General features: G+C 43.2%; 3 protein-coding genes and 2 pseudogenes. 1 reads left to right on the forward strand and 4 read right to left on the reverse strand.

Annotated features, from left to right (window positions below):
• Positions 1-20: 20 nt before the first annotated feature.
• Both MKX36_RS21715 and MKX36_RS21720 read right to left on the reverse strand, forming a co-directional pair.
• Positions 21-9506, reverse strand: coding sequence for an amino acid adenylation domain-containing protein (locus MKX36_RS21715; protein WP_340865679.1), 9486 nt, complete (start codon positions 9504-9506; stop codon positions 21-23).
• Between the two features lie 23 nt (positions 9507-9529).
• Complete coding sequence (locus MKX36_RS21720) at positions 9530-14068, reverse strand: amino acid adenylation domain-containing protein (protein WP_340865680.1); 4539 nt, start codon at positions 14066-14068, stop codon at positions 9530-9532.
• Between the two features lie 596 nt (positions 14069-14664).
• Here MKX36_RS21720 and MKX36_RS21725 point away from each other — a divergent pair.
• A complete protein-coding gene (locus tag MKX36_RS21725; protein WP_167438755.1) occupies positions 14665-15186 on the forward strand; it encodes a transposase in 522 nt (173 codons plus the stop codon).
• A gap of 740 nt (positions 15187-15926) precedes the next feature.
• On the opposite strand, the pseudogene MKX36_RS21730 reads toward MKX36_RS21725, so the two are convergent.
• Positions 15927-16079, reverse strand: a pseudogene (locus tag MKX36_RS21730) (IS4 family transposase); the annotation flags it as partial.
• A 309-nt stretch (positions 16080-16388) separates the two neighbouring features.
• Positions 16389-17473, reverse strand: a pseudogene (gene ltrA, locus MKX36_RS21735) (group II intron reverse transcriptase/maturase).
• Positions 17474-18314: the final 841 nt, after the last annotated feature.

Raw genomic sequence — 18314 nt, forward strand, 5'->3', positions numbered from 1 at the left:
ATAAACGATATTCCTCGTCTTTATACGTATTCGCTTTCCAGATCCCCCATCAAGCTGTCCAAGTAAAGGTTCCGTTCCTGAGGATTACTGATATCGATTTGGCGGATAGGAATATGGGATTCATTAACAACAGATTTTATGATGTTCGATAAGTACTCCAGTATTTTCTCTACATGAGCATGTTCGAATACAGCCGAGTTATATCTGATTTTAAATACTAATCCTTCCTCAGCTTCTACAATGATGTTGAAATCGTAGTTGGTTTGCTCATACACTTCCACATTGGCAATGGTAAGCCCGCACTGCAGCCCAGCGCCTGAGTTTTTCAAGCCTTCCTGTATAGGATAATTCTCAAAGACAAGAATATGATCCAGCTGAACGGAATCTCGTTGGATTTCATATAACGGATAATAGCTATACTTCTCCGATTCCAAGGATTCAGTCTGTATACGCTTTACCAACTGATTGAACCGCATTTCCCCTTCACACTGCACCCTAATCGGAAGCGTGTTAATGATTAGGCCGATCGTCTGCTCAATTCCCTCCAGCCCCGTCGGTCTTCCGGAGACGACAGAGCCGAACACAACATCCTGCGTATTATTTAATTTCTGCAGCAGCACTCCCCACACCGCTGCAACAACAGTATGCAGTGTCGACCTGTTTTCAATCGCTAACTGTTTCAACTGATTCGTAATGTCCGGGCTCAATCTCAGGAATTGATCCGTCATCGCATCGCTTTGGTCAGCATGCAATTGGGCTCTTCCCAGCATGTTCTTTCTCTCATAGCCTTCAAGATAGTTGCTCCAATACGATGCGGCTGCCTCTTTATTCTGTCCGTATAGCCATGTGATATAATGGCTGTACTGATACACAGGCCCCAGCTCAATGCTTCTGCTATTAAGAAGACCATCGTAGATCTTGAATAGCTCCTCAGAAAGAGCGGCCATGCCCCAACCATCCAAAATAATATGATGGTAGCTGAAAATGAGCTTATAGCTCTGTTCAGACGTTTGAACAATTGAAATTCTTAATAGCACGTCATTTTCCAGATCAAAATTTCTCTTCCGGTCCTTTATTTGCAACGATTCAATCCAGTGGTTCTGTTCGTCCTCAGAGTAATGCGTAATATCCTGATAACTAATAGGCGATCTTCTTTGTCTCATTACAACCTGCAGCGGTCTTGTATGTTTACGGTACAAGAACTGCGTCCGCAACACTTCATGTCTTTCGATCAATAAATTCAAACTTTCTTCAAAAAGCCTTACCTCAATGCTGCCTGATACATCCAGCACAAACTGTTGGAAATAAGCGGCTGATTCCGAAGCATGTGAGGTATGGAACAAAATCCCTTTCTGCATTGGCGACAAATCATAAATATCCTGAATATTGCCGTCCGATAAAAACTGCTCTGCTTCTTCTTTCCGCAGGTCCTTTATCGTCAAATCGCTTAAGGTTAGCTCGATACCTTGCTTGGTTGTACAATGATTGATAATTTCCTTCAAATGCTTCATAAAATTAGACATGAATAATTGAATCGTATCCGCCTTATATGCCGCACGATTGAAATCAACGGAGAAGATAAGCTTTCCTTTGTTTATCATCCCGTTAATTTCAAGCTTATAGACTCGTTTCATGCTGGTGCTAATATTATTGCTTGTACCGATATCCGATACTTCGAATACTTCCGATTGAATGTCCTGATCGAACTGTCCTAAATAGTTGAACAGGATTTCGGAGGCAACGGTATCGCTCAAGCCGTCTTCGGCTGATAGATACTTGTTTACGCCATAGCCTATCCCCAGATTCGGTATGCTTCTTCCCATCTCTTTAATGGTCTTAATATTGCTTGAGAGATCCGGTTTTGAAACATCCAATATTACAGGGAATAAGGATGTGAACCAGCCGACCGTTCTTGATATTTCAAGCTGATCGGATAACCGTCCATGGCTTTCTAGGTCAATCTTGATTACCGATTGTTGGGTCCATTCTTTCAAGGCATTGCCAAGTGCCGTTAATAAAAGATCGTTTATTTCGGTGCCGTACGTCTTATTGGCGTGCTTGGTTAATAGCTCCGTCTCTTCGGCTTCTAGACTATCCGACATACGCTGACTGTCAGTCATTCTATCTTCTATAATCTTGAAATCCTCCGGCACCGGGTTGCCCCGATACTCGGCTATGTTTCTCCAATAATCCATCTCATTAGCAAAGGATGCCTTATTCAGGTATTGAGCCCAATCTTTAAAGGAATCCGTCTTAGATGAAAAATGCAGCGGCTCCCCATTTAACGCTTGCGTGTATCCACGGTCGAAATCTTCTAACAGGATCCGCCATGAAATACCGTCAACGACAAGATGATGTACGATAATGAGAAGGTGATCCCCACCCGTCATTTTGAACAAGCCTAATTGCACTAACGGACCTTGCCGCAGCGATAAGCGGCCTTGGAGCTTCTTCATTGCATGCAGCAACAGCTCCACAGCATTTTTTTCTGCCGTATAATCATAGGTCTGCAGATCATAAAGCTGACCTTGAAGGCCCCTATTATAAGGCTGAACGGCAATGTCCTCTTGTTTAAATAGCATCCGGAGCGCATCGTGATGCTCCGCTATTTTATTGAATGCGGCTTCAATAATACCTTCTTCGAAGCCAGCCTTTCTAAATAGCATGACCGAATGGTTATAGTGATGCTGGTCCGCTTCGAATTGATATTGATCGAAGAACCATTTTTGAATAGGAGTCAGCATTGCCTCGCCCTCAACGATATGCTGTGCGATCACTTTCTTGCTTTCTTTGATGTGAGGACTTAGCATAGCGATCGTCGGATGTTTGAACAAATCGCGTATATCTAGCTCCAAATGGTGATTCCGCAAACGGGACGATACTTGAATAGCCTTAATAGAGTCGCCGCCGAGCATAAAGAAATCATCATATATGCCAAGCTCCTGAACGCCAAGAACCATTTTCCACGTATCCGCCAATATTGTTTCCTGTTCGTTTCTCGGCATTTCAACGTTATGATTCATAGATACTGGCACTTCTATCGGGCGGTTTTTCAAAGTGACTCGATCTACTTTTCCGTTGGGCGTAAGCGGTATGCTCGATAGCGGTACAAACAATGACGGAACCATATAATGAGGCAGTCTGCTACTCAGATAGCCCCTAAGCTCAGTCGCATCCGTCAGGTGGTCCGATACATAAAATGCAACCAAGTGTTTTTCCCGCGATTCATCGTTATAGTCGACTACAACCGCTTCCCGAATTAAGGCATGCTTAAGCAAAACGCTCTCGATTTCCCCTAATTCGATTCGGTATCCCCGTATTTTGACCTGGTAATCGTTTCTTCCTGCGAACTGGATAGACCCGTCAGGCAGAAGCTTTCCTAAATCACCGGTTCTATATATTCTTCTTGGGCCCATATTGGCTATAGATGCTTCTACGAATCTCTCCGCCGTCAATTCATCTCTATGCAAATATCCGCGGACAACGCCCTCTCCGCCAATATAAATTTCCCCGATTGCCCCAACCGGCATCAGGTTAAGCTCCTGATTTAAAATGTACATTTGGGTGTTCGCAATTGGTCGGCCAATATTATTGTGATTGGACTTGCCTTGTACCTTGCGTATGGAAGACCAAATCGTTGTTTCGGTCGGACCATACATGTTATAGATTTCAGCGGATGTAGATTTCCTTACATGTTGGATAAGCTCGTCAGGCAACGGCTCTCCTCCGACTAGAATCGTCTGCAGTGATTTGACGAACCGCTGAGACTCATCGTCTTTCAATAAAATGTTCAGCCTGGAAGGAGTCGTCTGCATCATCGTAACCGGCTTTAATGCCGAAACTCCCGCTTCTGCCTGCGCTAACGATTGTTTGAATTGGACCAAATGCTGAAGACTATCCATTACTTCCGATTCTTGAATACCGAAATCGATCAAGCAAGCGACTTCATCGACTCCCGCAAGGCTTAGCTTCTTCACCATCTCCATACAGCTTTCAGGAGTACCCATCAACGAGGAACTTTGCCAATATCGCTCGAATGCAACCTCAATTAACGAATGAATAACCTCATCTTCCGAGTAATTGTAATCGTCAATATTTAATTGAAGCTCCTCTGCCAAATTTTTGACCAAGCTTATACTGGATCGCAAATAATCGCAGAAAGGCTTCTTCACCTTAGCTCTTACTTCATCTATGTCCTCGCCAATGAACGTATGAAGCATTAGCGAAACCTTCCCTGCATCGGCAGGGAAACCATTTTCTTTTAATGCATTTCGATAGGCGTTTATATTTTCTTCAAGCTTAGTTACATCTTGACCAAGCATATGCGTTAATACATTGGCTCCAATGCTGCCCGCCTGAACGAAAGAATCCTTATTGCCTGCGGTGGTGACCCAGATTGGGAGTTCCTGTTGCAGCGGCCTTGGATAGGTGCGTACTTCTATTTTCTTTCCATTGCCGTTTAATTGGTATAGGCTTTCGCCTCTCCACAGACTTTTTACTTCTTTTATTTGCTCATACATGGTTTTGGCTCGATTATGATAGGCATCCGGTTGAAGGACAAAATCATCGGCATGCCAGCCCGAGGCAAAGGATAACCCTACGCGGCCATTCGATAAGTTATCGACCACTGACCACTCTTCGGCAATTCGAGTAGACGGATGAAGCGGTGACACAATACTGCCTGAACGAAGCTGAACGTTCTCCGTAATCATCGCAAGCGCTGCCGAAATGACGGATGGATTAGGATATAAGCCTCCAAACTCATGGAAGTGGCGCTCCGGGGTCCATACCGCTGTAAAACCATGCTTATCCACATATTTAGAGGACTCGATAAGCAGCTTATATTTATCTTTCTCCGCTTGATAATTGTAGCTTGAGAAGAAGAATAAGCTGAAATCCAAATCCATTTTAGGCGGAGGCAGATACCGGTCATAATTCAGCTTGTATTCATCGCTGGCTCTTAATATAACCTGCATGCCGCGAGTCAATGTCCAGAACAATTCCAAGATGGATATGTCGAATGATATGGTTGTGACGGAAAGGAATACATCATCCTTCTTGCAAGGGATCTGCTGATCCATCCCGACAAAAAAGTTAATGACATTACGGTGATTGACCATAACGCCTTTAGGATTGCCTGTCGATCCGGAAGTGTAGATAATATAAGCCAGATCGGCAGAAGTGTTGATTCTGCTGCTATTATCCGTTGAATTTAAGTGTGCCTTGTCCTCCGCCTGTTCGAATACAATATGATCCAACTGCTCGCCGGAATGCTGTAAAATATGCATATAGTTCTCTTCCGTAATAAGCAGCTTCATCTGGCTATCGTGTAATATATATTGAATTCTCTCGGTAGGAAATGCAGGGTCGACTGGAACATAGGCCGCCCCAGCTTTCAGAATGCCCATCAGAACAACGAGCATACGCTCCGTCCGCTCCATCATAATACCTACCAAGTCGCCGGCTTGAATGTGGTAGTCCGACTGGAGATAAGAAGCCCACTGATTGGCACGCTCATTGAGCTCTCGGTAGGTCAATTGCTTCCCTTCATACAAAATGGCGATTTGATCCGGTATCTGCCGAACCTGCTCCTCGAACAATTCCTGGATCGTCTTATTATGCGGATATTCAGCCTGTGTATGGTTAAACGCTTCAATGACTTTAATCTCTTCTTGTGTAACCATTTCAATTGCGGATAACAGCTGTTCCGGATTGCCTACCATCGCTTCCAATATCTTGGCATAATGACCACCCATCCTGGCTATCGTTTCGCCTTTGAACAGATTGATATTATACTCGAATTGCAGTTCAATCCCTTGTTCCGTCTCCGTTGCTTCTATCGTCAGATCGAGCTTAGCAATCTTCAAAACATATGGATAAGACTGAATCTCTAATTCATCCAGCTCGAGCTTTACGGCATCCATGTTCTGCAAACTAAACATCGTGTCGAACAATGGATTGCGGCTTGCATTCCTTCTTACTTGCAGCTTTTCTATCAACTCTTCGAACGGGTACCCTTGATTTTCGAATGCAGCCAGTGCATTCTGCCGGACCTCTTTCAAAAACGCTAGTAAGCTTTTGCTTCCGACCGGAGCATTTCTCATAGCCAGCGTATTAACAAACAAACCCATCATATTCTGAACGTCGGCATGCGATCTTCCCGCTATCGGCGACCCTACGACTATATCATGTTGCCCCGTATACTTGGATAACATAATGTTATACGCCGCCAGCATGATCATATACAGCGTACTGTCTGTCCGTTCTGCAAGCTCGTTCATTTGTTGCGTCAGACGAGCATCCAGCATGAACCGCAATCTGCTGCCTTCAAAGCTTTGCATTTCCGGACGCGGATAATCGGTCTGCAGCTCTGCTACCGGGATTTCCCCTTCAAACAATTGAAGCCAGTATTGCTCCTGCTTCTTCATCATTTCTGAGCCCAATTGCTCCTGCTGCCATACGGCATAGTCCTTGTACTGCACAGCCAACGGAGTAATTTCGTCCCCGCGATAAAGATCCATAAACTCTTTCACGATAATGTTCATGGATACGCCATCCGAGATGATATGGTGCATATCCATCATTAATAGATGATGATCTTCAGTGAACTGAACCAGCCCCGCTCTGAATAAAGGAGCTTTACCCAAATCAAACGGTTGAATAAAGCGTTCGAGCAGCGCTTCGATTTCTTCCTCGTTTGCGTTATTGCTCTTAAGTTCAAAGTCTACTTGCTCATTAATGAATTGTACGGCTTCATCGTTTCGTATTTCAAATGAAGTACGCAGCAATTCGTGTCTATTTACTAAAGTTTGAAAGGTATGTTCCAACTGCTGCTTATTCACTTTACCCTTCAAGCTTAACATGCATGGCATATGATAGCTTTTACCGTCACGATCAATTTGACTTAAAATCAACAGCCTTTTTTGAGTTGAAGATACCGGATAGCAATCCGCCTTATCCGCTTGCTGAATGAAGCTGTAAGCAGAATGGCTTCCTTCCTCCACCCTCTGTGACAGCTCCTGAATCGTTGGATAATCGAATATATCTTTCAATGGAATTAGGACATTCCATTTTTTGTGTACCGCCGATATTAAGGTAATCGCCTTCAGGGAATGCCCGCCCAAATCGAAGAAACTGTCTTGAACGCCGATTCGCTTGGCCCCAAGAATTTCCTCCCATATCACCTCCATGCCCTTTTCGGTTTCAGTAGAGGGTGGAATATATTCATTGTGTGTCTGAACATCACCGTCCAACGCAGCTAATGCCTTACGGTCCAATTTCCCGTTCGGCGTTAAGGGCATTCTCTCCACGCGTACAAAGCGTGATGGAATCATATAATCAGGCAGCATTTTAGATAAATAGCTTTTAACTTGGGAAAAATCGTTTACTTTGTAATTCAAATAAGCTGCTAAATGCTTATCTCCCGTCCCATCATCTTTTGCAAGAACCGCTGCTTCTTTCACTTCAGGAATTTGCTGCAGCACCGATTCGATTTCTCCCAGTTCGATCCGGTACCCTCTTATCTTTACCTGGTCGTCCATACGACCTAAATATTCAATATTGCCATCTGGCAGCCATCTGCCCAGATCCCCTGTCCTATACATCTTTTCGCCTTTCGCAAAAGGATTAGCAACAAACTTCTCCGCCGTGAGCTCAGGCTTATTCAAGTACCCTCTAGCTACTCCGTTCCCTGATATGCATATCTCGCCTTTGATGCCCACTGGCATCAGGTGATTGTTGTGATCGATGATGTACATTTGTATATTATCAATCGGTTTGCCTATAGGAACAATTCCTCTTGTCTGATCCGTATCGCAGCAGTTGTAGTAGGTTACATCGACAGTTGCTTCCGTTGGCCCGTATAGATTGGCGACATTTATACCTATCAGCTGTTTCGTTTTTTCTGCATTATTTGCTTTTAGCGCTTCACCGCTAGTAAACAAATACTTCAAGCTTTTCAAAGCCGCTTTGTCCTTCGAATGCTCCAAATGCTCTAAGAAGCCGTTCAGCATCGACGGAACAAAGTGAATGATTGTCACTCCATGCTCGCTAATTGCATGTTTAATCATTTCAGGATCCTTTTCACCGAAAGGCGGCAACATAACTAATTTCGCACCAACCATTTGATACAAGAAAAGCTCCCACACCGATACGTCAAATGTATATGGTGTTTTTTGCAAAATAACATCTTGTTCCGTTATTGGATACATATTTTTCATCCAATTAATCCGGCTGACTACGCTTCGGTGCTCGATCATGACACCTTTCGGCTTCCCCGTTGAGCCCGAAGTATAAATGACATAGGCAAGATCCGTTACCTTACTGAAAGCCGGCAAATCCGATCTATCATATTCATCGAAGTACCGTTCGTCCAGACATATTATTTCGCCGGCAAATTCAATCGTCTGCTTATACTTTTTTACCGTAACAAGCAGCGCCGCGCCGCAATCTCCCAGCATGTATTGAATTCGGTCTGTTGGAAAGTTCGGATCGATAGGTAGATAGGCTCCTCCGGCTTTCAAGATCCCCATAATGCCTATCATCATTTCCAATGACCGATCCACTATAATGGGGACAAGAGCTTCCGCCCCCACTCCAGCGTCCCTTAACTTCCATGCGAATTGATTGGCATGAGCATTCAGCTCTTGGTACGTTAACTTGTAGCCTTCACATATAACGGCAACGTTATCTGGCGTCCTTTGTACTTGTTCTTCAAATATTTGATGAATCGTCTTTGTCTGCGGGAACTCGGTCTTCGTATCGTTAAAAACGTTCATTATTTCTTCGAACTCTTCGGGTGCAAGCAGTTGAAGCTCGGATATTTTCCGATTCATATCGTCTAGAACAGCTTTCAAGACGGTATCGAAATGTTTACATAGCCGTTCTGCGTACAGGCTGCCCAGTGCAAAATCTTGAAATACCAAGCTCATCTCCACAGTGTTTTCTTTTTTATTAAAAGAAATGATCAGCGGCTTATTTGAGCTGCGCATACCCAAAGGATGAATATTCTCAAGCAGCACCACTGTATCGAAAAGATCCTCCGCTCTGAGATTGCCTTTTGTCGCTTGCGATTCACTTAACAATGCATCCAAAGGCAATGCGTGGTATTTATAAGCGTCCGTTAAAATATCTTTTAGCTTCAACAAGTAATCTTTAAAGCTATCCGAGTCGGAACAATCCGAACATATAGGAATAAGCCGGTCGTTATCATGTTCATTCGGAATAGGCGAACCTGTAACCACGCTGGAGGAACCAGAATAATTGCTTAAACAGATCTTTGTTACGGCAAGCAAACTTGTATACAGCAGCCAATTGGAGCTTTTGCATATATCAATAAGCTTTGAGTATTCTTCCCCATCGATAGGATGGCTGTGTTTATATGCCTCTGTTCCATGGTCACCTACACCTATATTTGTAATCAAATGATCTGCGATTCGAAACTCGCTTATATTATTGAATTTTTCAAGCCAGAACGTTTTTCCTTTCACAAGTCCTTCGCTTGCCATGAGCATTCACTCCTATAGTCATGTTAGAAATTAAATTCATCGAACTCCAGTGCGGACGCTCCTGCAAATTGCAGTGTATCGGACAATTTGATTTCGCTAATGCTTTGGTTCGGATTTACGATTACATACCCCAAAATCTCAAGGAAGTGTTTCCCTAACTGGTTGATCGTGCTTTCTTTAAATAAATGTACGGCGTACTCAAGCTCCATGAACAGCTCGTTATTTTGTTCAATAATTAATAAACTGATATCATATTTTGATGTAGTCCGTTTTATCTCATATGGCTCAACGGAGACGCTTTCCATCTCAATTCGGGATGAACCCATATTCTGCATCACAAAAAGCAAATCAAAAATCGGCTGTCTGCTCATATCCCTATGCAAATTCAATTTGCTAACCAAGTCTTCGAAAGAATACTCCTGATGCGTAAATGCCTTCATTGAATTGTCTTTTACTTGCATTAAGAAGTCAGCAAATGACCTGTTCGGACTAATTGCATTCCTCATTGCCAGAAGATTGATGAACGCCCCAACAACATTCTCGGTATCAGGATTCGTTCTGCCCAATATAGGCACGCCCACTACGATATCCTCTTGCTGCGTATATTTATGGAGCAACAGATTAAAGGAAGACAAGAAAATCATAAACAGCGTACAGTTGAATTGCTTTGATAGATCATTTAATTTATTCGTCAAACTCTTAGGCAGTATGAATTTCACTACGTTTCCGTCGTAGCTTACGTTCGAAGGACGCGGGAAGTCCGTTTGCATCATTAATCTTTCTACTGGTTTATTAAAGACATTCAACCAATATTGCTCCTGCTCGCTGTTGAAGGAGGACGCATTCATTTTATTTTTCCATTCAACATAATCCTTATAATGGACCCTCAGCGGCGCGAGCTCCTCGCCATGATACAGCCTCAACAAATCTCTAATAATGATCGTCATCGATACGCCATCGGAGATAATATGATGGATATCAAACAACAAATAGTACTTATTCGGACGAATACTTATTAATTTAACTCTCATCAACGGTGCTGCCTCAAGATCGAACGGCCGAATAAATTCCTTAATCGCGCTATCAATATCTGCCTCGGCATCATTGACTACTTCCAGATTGACAGATGCATCATCGGCAACCCGTTGGACAGGCTCGCCGTTAACATAGTGAAATGATGTCCTTAACGATTCATGCCGTTTAATTAAAGATTCGAATGCATGATTGAATCGTTGAATATCAAGCTGTCCTTCTATCGTCGCTACATACGGAATATTGTAGAACGTATTCTCCTTCTGAAGCTGATTGAGAATAAACATTCCTCTCTGCGTCGATGATTGCGGGTAATATTCGCGTTTCTCTACTGCTTCTATCACATTAGAGAATTCATTTTGTTTCGAGTTGTTGATAAATAGTGCAAGGTCCGCTACCGAAATATTTTTGAACACCTCGGTTAATGGAAGCTCAACTTTGAATTGCTGCAGCACCTTAAATATTAGAGACATTACATTGAGAGAATGTCCTCCGATTTCAAGAAACCTATCGTTTCTTCCCACTTGATCGACTTCTAATATTTCGCACCATAGCTCGGCCACCATTCGTTCCACTTCATTCTCAGGAGCGACATATTCCAACTGTTTCGGCTCTGGCAGCAACTTATAATCAAGCTTTCCGTTTAGGTTCATAGGCATTCTGTCTATCGGAATCAAATATTGCGGAATCATATAGTCAGGCAACTTCTGGGCAATTAAATGACGGATGTCCTCAAGCACCCTTTTTTCGTTCATCTCATTGTCTTGAAACAGCACCAAATAGGCGCACAAATAAGTGTTCCCTTGACTATTTTCCTTCGCGATCACGGATGCCTCTTTAACTTTGCCATGTACTAAAATTGCATTTTCTACTTCATTTAATTCGATTCGGAAGCCCCTGATTTTAATCTGCCGATCGATTCTGCCCAGGAATTCAATGTTGCCATCCGGCAAGAACCGCCCCAAATCACCTGTTCGATAGATGATATCGGCAGGGTCATCCCGATACGGGTTGACAATGAATTTTTCTCTGTTGAGCGCTACGTTATTGTAATACCCTAGGCTTCTATATGGCGTACGAATGCATATCTCGCCTTTAAACCCTTGAGGGCATAATTGTGCATTGCTATCCATAATGGCAACTCGCACCCCATTCATTGGCTTGCCGATCGGTATGTTGTCTTTCATAGAGTCTGCAGGCTTGATTCTATAAAAAACTTTCGCTAGCGTAGTTTCCGTTTGCCCGTATAAGCTGACCAACTGGATACGTTCTCCGATGATGTCATACCAGCTGACGAGATCCTTAGGAACTGTTCTTTCGCCTGCGAGCAGCACATTCTTCAGACTTGGGTATTTATTTGCCGTTAGCGAACTTCCGTTAATGAGTTTAAATAAGCTCGGCGTACAGTGAATCAGTGAAACATACGTTTTCTCTATCCACTCCATCAAACGGTCGCTGTCCAGTATCATCTCTTTGCTGTCCGGAACGCAAATAGTCCCCCCTGCGCAAAGAGGAACAAACACATCCCTGAGCAGCGGATTATGGCATGGCGATGTGAATTGGCTGACCTTCACTTCTTTCGTAATATGAAACTCCCTAATCTCCCAGTCAACAAAATGCAATAGGCTTTCGTTTCTTCCTATAACCGCTTTAGGCGTACCCGTTGAGCCCGAAGTGAAGAAGACGTAGGTCCTATCATTGGAATCATAGGATTGCTGCGGCCTTTGCAAGTAATGCTGCGCCTCTCCCACTTGCGTATCCACATTTATAATGCGGATTTCGTTATCAAAGCCATGAAGCAAACCGATATTGCGATCGTCTGTAAAAATATACTTCGTATTCGTCGTTTCAAGCATCGTTCGTATTCTTTCCCTAGGGTAGGTAACATCGATTGGGACAAAGGCGCAGCCGGCTTTTAAAATTCCGATCATGCAGATGATCAGATCGACTTTGCTATCCAGTAGAATCCCTACGAACGCTTCCTTTTCAATTCCTCTGCTCATTAACTCGCTTGCAATCTTGTTCGACTTTATATCCAACTCCCGATAACTTACCTTATAGTCTAGGAACTCTATTGCGATTCTATCTTGATTAGCATCAAAAGATTGGAACAACACTTGCTGCAACGTTTGATTCTTAGGTACAAGTGTATGGACATTCTCATTCAAGTACGAAAGTATGCTTGTCTTTTCCGCCTCCGTGTAAATCATAAATTGATCGATTCTGCTGGAGGAGACCTCGATCGCTTGATGGATAATATGAATAAAATATCCGACTAACCGTTCCATCGTTCCCGAAGCGAACATAGAGTCTTCATAGTGAACCAACAACTCCAACCCGTCATGGAATAGCACCTGCAACGACAGATCAAAGTTTGTCATCTCCTGGATACTAAAGGAGTTCACCTTTAATTGATATTCTCCCGACATAATCTTGGCGTTCAGCGGATAGTTTTCTAGTACAAGAATAGAATTGAAAAAGCTGCCTTCCCCAGACTTTCTATATGAATTAATGTCACTTAACGGGGTGCTGGAATATTCATCATGGTCAATCAATGTCGTATTGTTGCGCTTCATGAGGTCTAATACCGTGACATCGGAATCCGAGTGAACCCTTACCGGTAGCGTATTAATAAAGAGACCTACCATGTCCTCTATGCCTTTAATTGCGGAAGGCCTCCCGGAGACCGCCATGCCAAAAAGCACGTCATTTAAGTTATTATATTTTTGGAGCAATATCCCCCAGGCACAAGAGAAGAGGGCAGCGGACGTAATTCTGTGTGTTTTCAAAAAACCGTTTATTTTATTTATTTCATTTTCTGAGAAGACGTAGCTTATTTTGTTAAGCTTTCTATACTTCGTTCTTACTTTATTGTCAACGGGAAGCGGCGTAACGGTATTAAATCCTGCTAAATAATTTTCCCAGTAGCTCTGTTGAGTTTGCTTTTCTCGAGCACCAATATACTTAACAAAATCCTTGAATTTGGTTTTCGTTTTCTTTTCCGGCTGTTTACCTGAATATAGGTCGTTATAATTTTCAAAGAATTCATTTAGTATAATCCCGTTGCTCCAGCCATCATAAATGATGTGATGATTAGAGATAATCATCTCATACTTATCATCGCTTAATTTGCACAGCGTTATCTTGAACGGTGCTGTGCTGATATCTATTTTTTGTTGCCTTTCGGCAAATTTTTGACCGTCAAGCTCCCGGCATTGATCATCCATATCCAACATACTGAGATCAATTATCTTTATAGGCAGCTCTACTTTTTTCAATACGATCTGAAGCGGTTTTTCAAGCTTAGTCCATCTAAATACAGTCCTCAGTATTTCATTGTTTTCCGCAACGATATTCCAAGCCCTCTGAAACACATCCGTCTTTATCGTACCCGAAATATTAAGACTCAGCTGTTCGAAATACTGCTCATGCTCTACATCGGTTAAATAGTGAAACAACATTCCTTCTTGTAACGGTGTAAGACGGTATATATCTTCCACATTTGACTTATCCAATTTTGTATCGCCCATAATCAGGTCTCCTTTATAAGATTTATTTAACAGGATTAATTTCCAAATATACCGCGTTATGTTTTTGAATGTATAAATTTCAATCAAAAAATCCCTTTAAAACCATCATTGGTTTAAAAGGGATTTTTTGATTGAAATTTATTGACAAATATTGATAATCAATTCTTAATAAGGCATAGCTTCGCCATTACGTTATTATAGTAACGTTAAAAATAAAGCGTATGTGATCTGAAATAATTCTCAACGTGCCGTAACATCGATTGAGTTTAATCAAATTTTTATCCATTTTTATTATATTCATTTTTATATTAAAATCAAGTTATTCTCAACAACTCTTCCAATGGATGTTTTTAAATTATACCCATCCCTGTATCTCTAGAATAGAATTAACAGCTTCCAATCACCTACTGGTAATGCGTAAAATAGTATCAATCATAATATTAATAATTCTCTCCTGATAGTTACTGGACAGTGAAAAGTTCTTAAAAGAAAAATAACCCAATCAAACGATTTTGAGGTATCCTTAAGGTCTCACTCTTAAAAGGATAAAATCGCTGAAAAGGTTATAGACAGTAGTCTACCCCATTTCCGAGCGATTGACCATACCTAGGCTCAAAACTTTGAATGAACTTTTACTACTCTTCCGTTCTTGTTTCTCTAGACAAGCTACGTTCGAATGGTTTGTCGTGATCGTCGTTGGCTTTATGCTGCGCTCCGACCATCTTGGTGTCACTTCGGTCATTCGGGATCTCTCCCTGAGTGGCCGCTGTTATGAACCGCTCCTTCACTTCTTCCGTTCTTCCGCCTGGTCTTTGCCCTCTTTACGTCAGATGTGGCTTCAGGTCGTTCGACGGTCTGCGCCTCTGCTGGTGATTCAGGAGCGTGTCGTCCTTGTCGGCGACGGGATGAAAGAGGCCAAGGAAGGTCGCCGGATGCCCGGCGTCAAGAAGCTTCACCAAGAATCCGAAAACGTCTCCAAGGGCGAGTATATTTTCCGCCATCTGTTTGGAGCCATCGGCATTCTGGTGGGGATTCCCGAAAATGGTTCTGTTGCCCTTGTTCATGAATCTGCAAGACGGCATCCAAACCATCCTCGGCTGGAAGCAAACAGGCGCTGAGCCAGAGAGGCCCTCCCATGTCGTTTAGATGATCGAACAAGGCTTTGAGGCCGCGAAGGGTTTCGGCCAAGCGTTGCTGCTTTTGGATCTGTATTTCTTATTGGTTCCAGCCTTACAGCGACTAGAAGCGTGCCATTCGAGTTCCGAAGCCCGAATGCATCTCGTGACAAAAACCAAGTCCAATGTCATGGCCTACGAACGCCCTCCTGCCAAGAAACCCGGGCGAGGCTGTCCTCCGAAAAAAGGAAAATCGGTCAAACTGAAGGAACTCTTCTCGACTCGTGTTGCCGATTTTCAAACCGCCATCGTTCCCCTGTACGGTAAGGAAGAGATGGTTGAATTTCTCTGCCTGGATCTGCTTTGGGGGCAGGGGTGGTATCAGGAATTGCGTTTTGTGTTGGTCATTCATCAGGGTCGCTACTCCATTCTGGTCAGTACGGATCTCACGCTTTCGACTACAGATATCATTCGCTTATATGGTTATCGCTTTAAAATCGAGTGTACGTTTCGGGAAATGAAACAGGTCATCGGAGCTTTCGGCTACCATTTCTGGAGCAAGTCCATGCCGAAGCTGAACCGCTTTCAGAAGAAAGAGGAAGCCCACCCACTCGAAGCCGTACAAGACAAACAGGATCGGTGCCGGATTGAACAAACGATTCAAGCGATCGAAGGGTTTGTGATGTGCCAGTGGATCGCCTTGCACTTTTCAAGCCGGACGCCAGCGTTATTTTTCCGCTATGATACACCGCATCCTTGCCGGGAAACGATTCGTCCTGACGACTCTCCAGCAAACGAAACCAGTTCTTCTGATAAAACAGAAGGACGAAAACCAGCTGGAACAGCCGAGCACAGCTAAAGCCAAATCGTTTACGAAATCCCGCTTGGTGCAGATTACCAAACAAAGCGGTGTTTTTCTAATTTGCAAGAAGGGTATTCGAATCCCTCAGAGCCCAGTTGCTACAAAGGTTCAAGTTGATTTGGGCTCTGGTCGAGTAGACGTGAGCCTCACGGTTCACGTCCCTCACAGATCCGTACGTGCCCAATTTAAGGCATACGGCTCCTCATATCATCGTTTACAGATTTGCAATGATTAGCCATAGATATCTACATAAATTTTGGGCTCGGGTAGAGGGTTACGTTTCAGAAAGAGATTAAATTTGTCATACGTGAAGCTTCTTCTCTGGCTTCTACGATTCATCCATTTAAATAACGCTTTGGTAATTTTGAAATTTGTATACGGACAGCGCTCGACTGTTGTCGGTTATCCCGTAATAGCGGTAATGTCCTGTTAGTTTCGCCCGTATTCTTTTCATTAATTCCTTCACGTCTTGATGGCGCTCTGCTTTCAACCATTCTTTGAAAGTCTTCACTTTTGACTTAAACTTCTTTCCGCTTGTTTCCCTCTTTACTCTGAATTTGCCCTTGTTGCTTTTGCTGCAGTAGTGAGTAAAACCTAAGAAGTCAAACGTTTTGGGCTTCCCTAACCCTTTTCGTTTCCGGTTTTCTTCAGCGAAGCGTCCAAATTCTTGAATTTTCGTTTTCTCTTCTGCAATTTGCAAATCGAATTTGGCCAGACGCTTGATTAGTGCCGCATAGAATCGCTCTGCATCGTCCTTGTATTGAAAACAGCACACGTAATCATCGGCGTATCTGATCATCCTTGCTTCGCCGCGACACGCTCTCTTTACTGTAATCTCGAACCATAAGTCCAAAGCATAATGCAGATAGAGATTCGCAAGTATCGGCGAAATCAGGGATCCCTGAGGAGTGGCGGTTTTTGTCGGTTCCCATGTGTCCTGTTCCATAACCCCGGCTTTCAGGAAACGCCAGATTAGCCTTTGAATATTAGGGCCTGCTATTCTCTCTCCAAGGAATTTCATGAGCCATTCGTGAAGAAGCTACGAATGTCAGCATCCACGATATAACTGGTTTTCCCATACTCGATGCTGCGATTCAGTGCTTTGATGGCGTCATGACAGCTTCTTCCCGGTCGGAAACCGTAAGATAGGTTTAGAAAATCCTGCTCGTAGATGGCCTGTAAAATCTTGTTCAATCCCAACTGCACGATTTTGTCCTCGTAGGAAGGGATGCCGAGCGGCCTTTTGCTCTTTTCATCCTTGGGTATATAGGTTCTTCTTACGGGCTGCGGTCGGTACCTTTTCCTTTTTAGCCGCTCTGCCAAGTCCTTGATGTTTGATTCCAGATTTTCCTCATACGCTGCTTTTGTGACTTGATCGACATCCGTTGCTTTGTTGCCGTCCAATTCCCGATGGCATTGCGTCAGCATTTCCCCGTTCAAGAGGTGATACAGCGATGTGAATAGCTCTTTTGGCTTTTCTTTTACAACTTTTGCTATTCTTGCTAGTTTTGTTTGCACTTTTGGCCTACTCCTGTGCGTAGAAAATGTGTCCTTAGCAAAAGCGGTGATACGTCACTGCCTTCCCTCTACCGACATTACTCGGTTTCATCGGTAATACGCCGTGATCCGACTCCTCGTCCATCATTTGACATTCTCCCTTGTGATCGGTTGTTTGTCATACTTCCTTTCCGAAGAATGGACAGGGTTTCCCAAGTTGCTGTGAAGTCATTGTATAGCATGTCTGGCTCTTCGACCCCGGGAGCGCTCGTTCATCCTTGCCTTTAACTTAACGCCTGAATGAGTATTGTCTTCCGTACTTTCGAAAACGTCGACCTCTCCGCTTTACTCTTTTCGGGGCTCAATCACTTTCAGGCCTACTACCTAACTGTCTACGCTTAACGTCTGGAATTACTTCCAACCGTCCAAGACTCGCTATTGGTGGCTTGGCTTGCCTTTCCAAGCAGAATTTCCACCTGCTAAACTTCACAACCTAGGCTTGGTCGCACCGAAAGTTGAGATTAAAACATAAATTTATTCCCTTAGAGAAGCTAGATGAATCGGCAATCGAAAGCGAACAAAAGGAAAGTTAATTGTTATTTTTGCAAAAAATAAACATATGTGCTAAGCTTGTATCTGAAGTGAATAGCATATATGTTTAAGACTTAATAAATTAATTAACCATTATGAAGATGGGTGTATTCCTAGTTATGCGATCAATCTATTATTGCTGTTCTTTAGAGTCTTTGAAGAGTGGGATAATTTTAAACCC

Source organism: Paenibacillus sp. FSL W8-0439 (assembly GCF_038008995.1).
In the GTDB taxonomy this organism is placed as follows: domain Bacteria; phylum Bacillota; class Bacilli; order Paenibacillales; family Paenibacillaceae; genus Paenibacillus; species Paenibacillus polymyxa.

Bases quoted from the DNA above. Each gene is read 5' to 3' on its own strand.
- MKX36_RS21715 (WP_340865679.1), bottom strand. From the start codon at position 9,506: ATGGCAAGCGAAGGACTTGTGAAAGGAAAAACGTTCTGGCTTGAAAAA.
- MKX36_RS21720 (WP_340865680.1), bottom strand. From the start codon at position 14,068: ATGGGCGATACAAAATTGGATAAGTCAAATGTGGAAGATATATACCGT.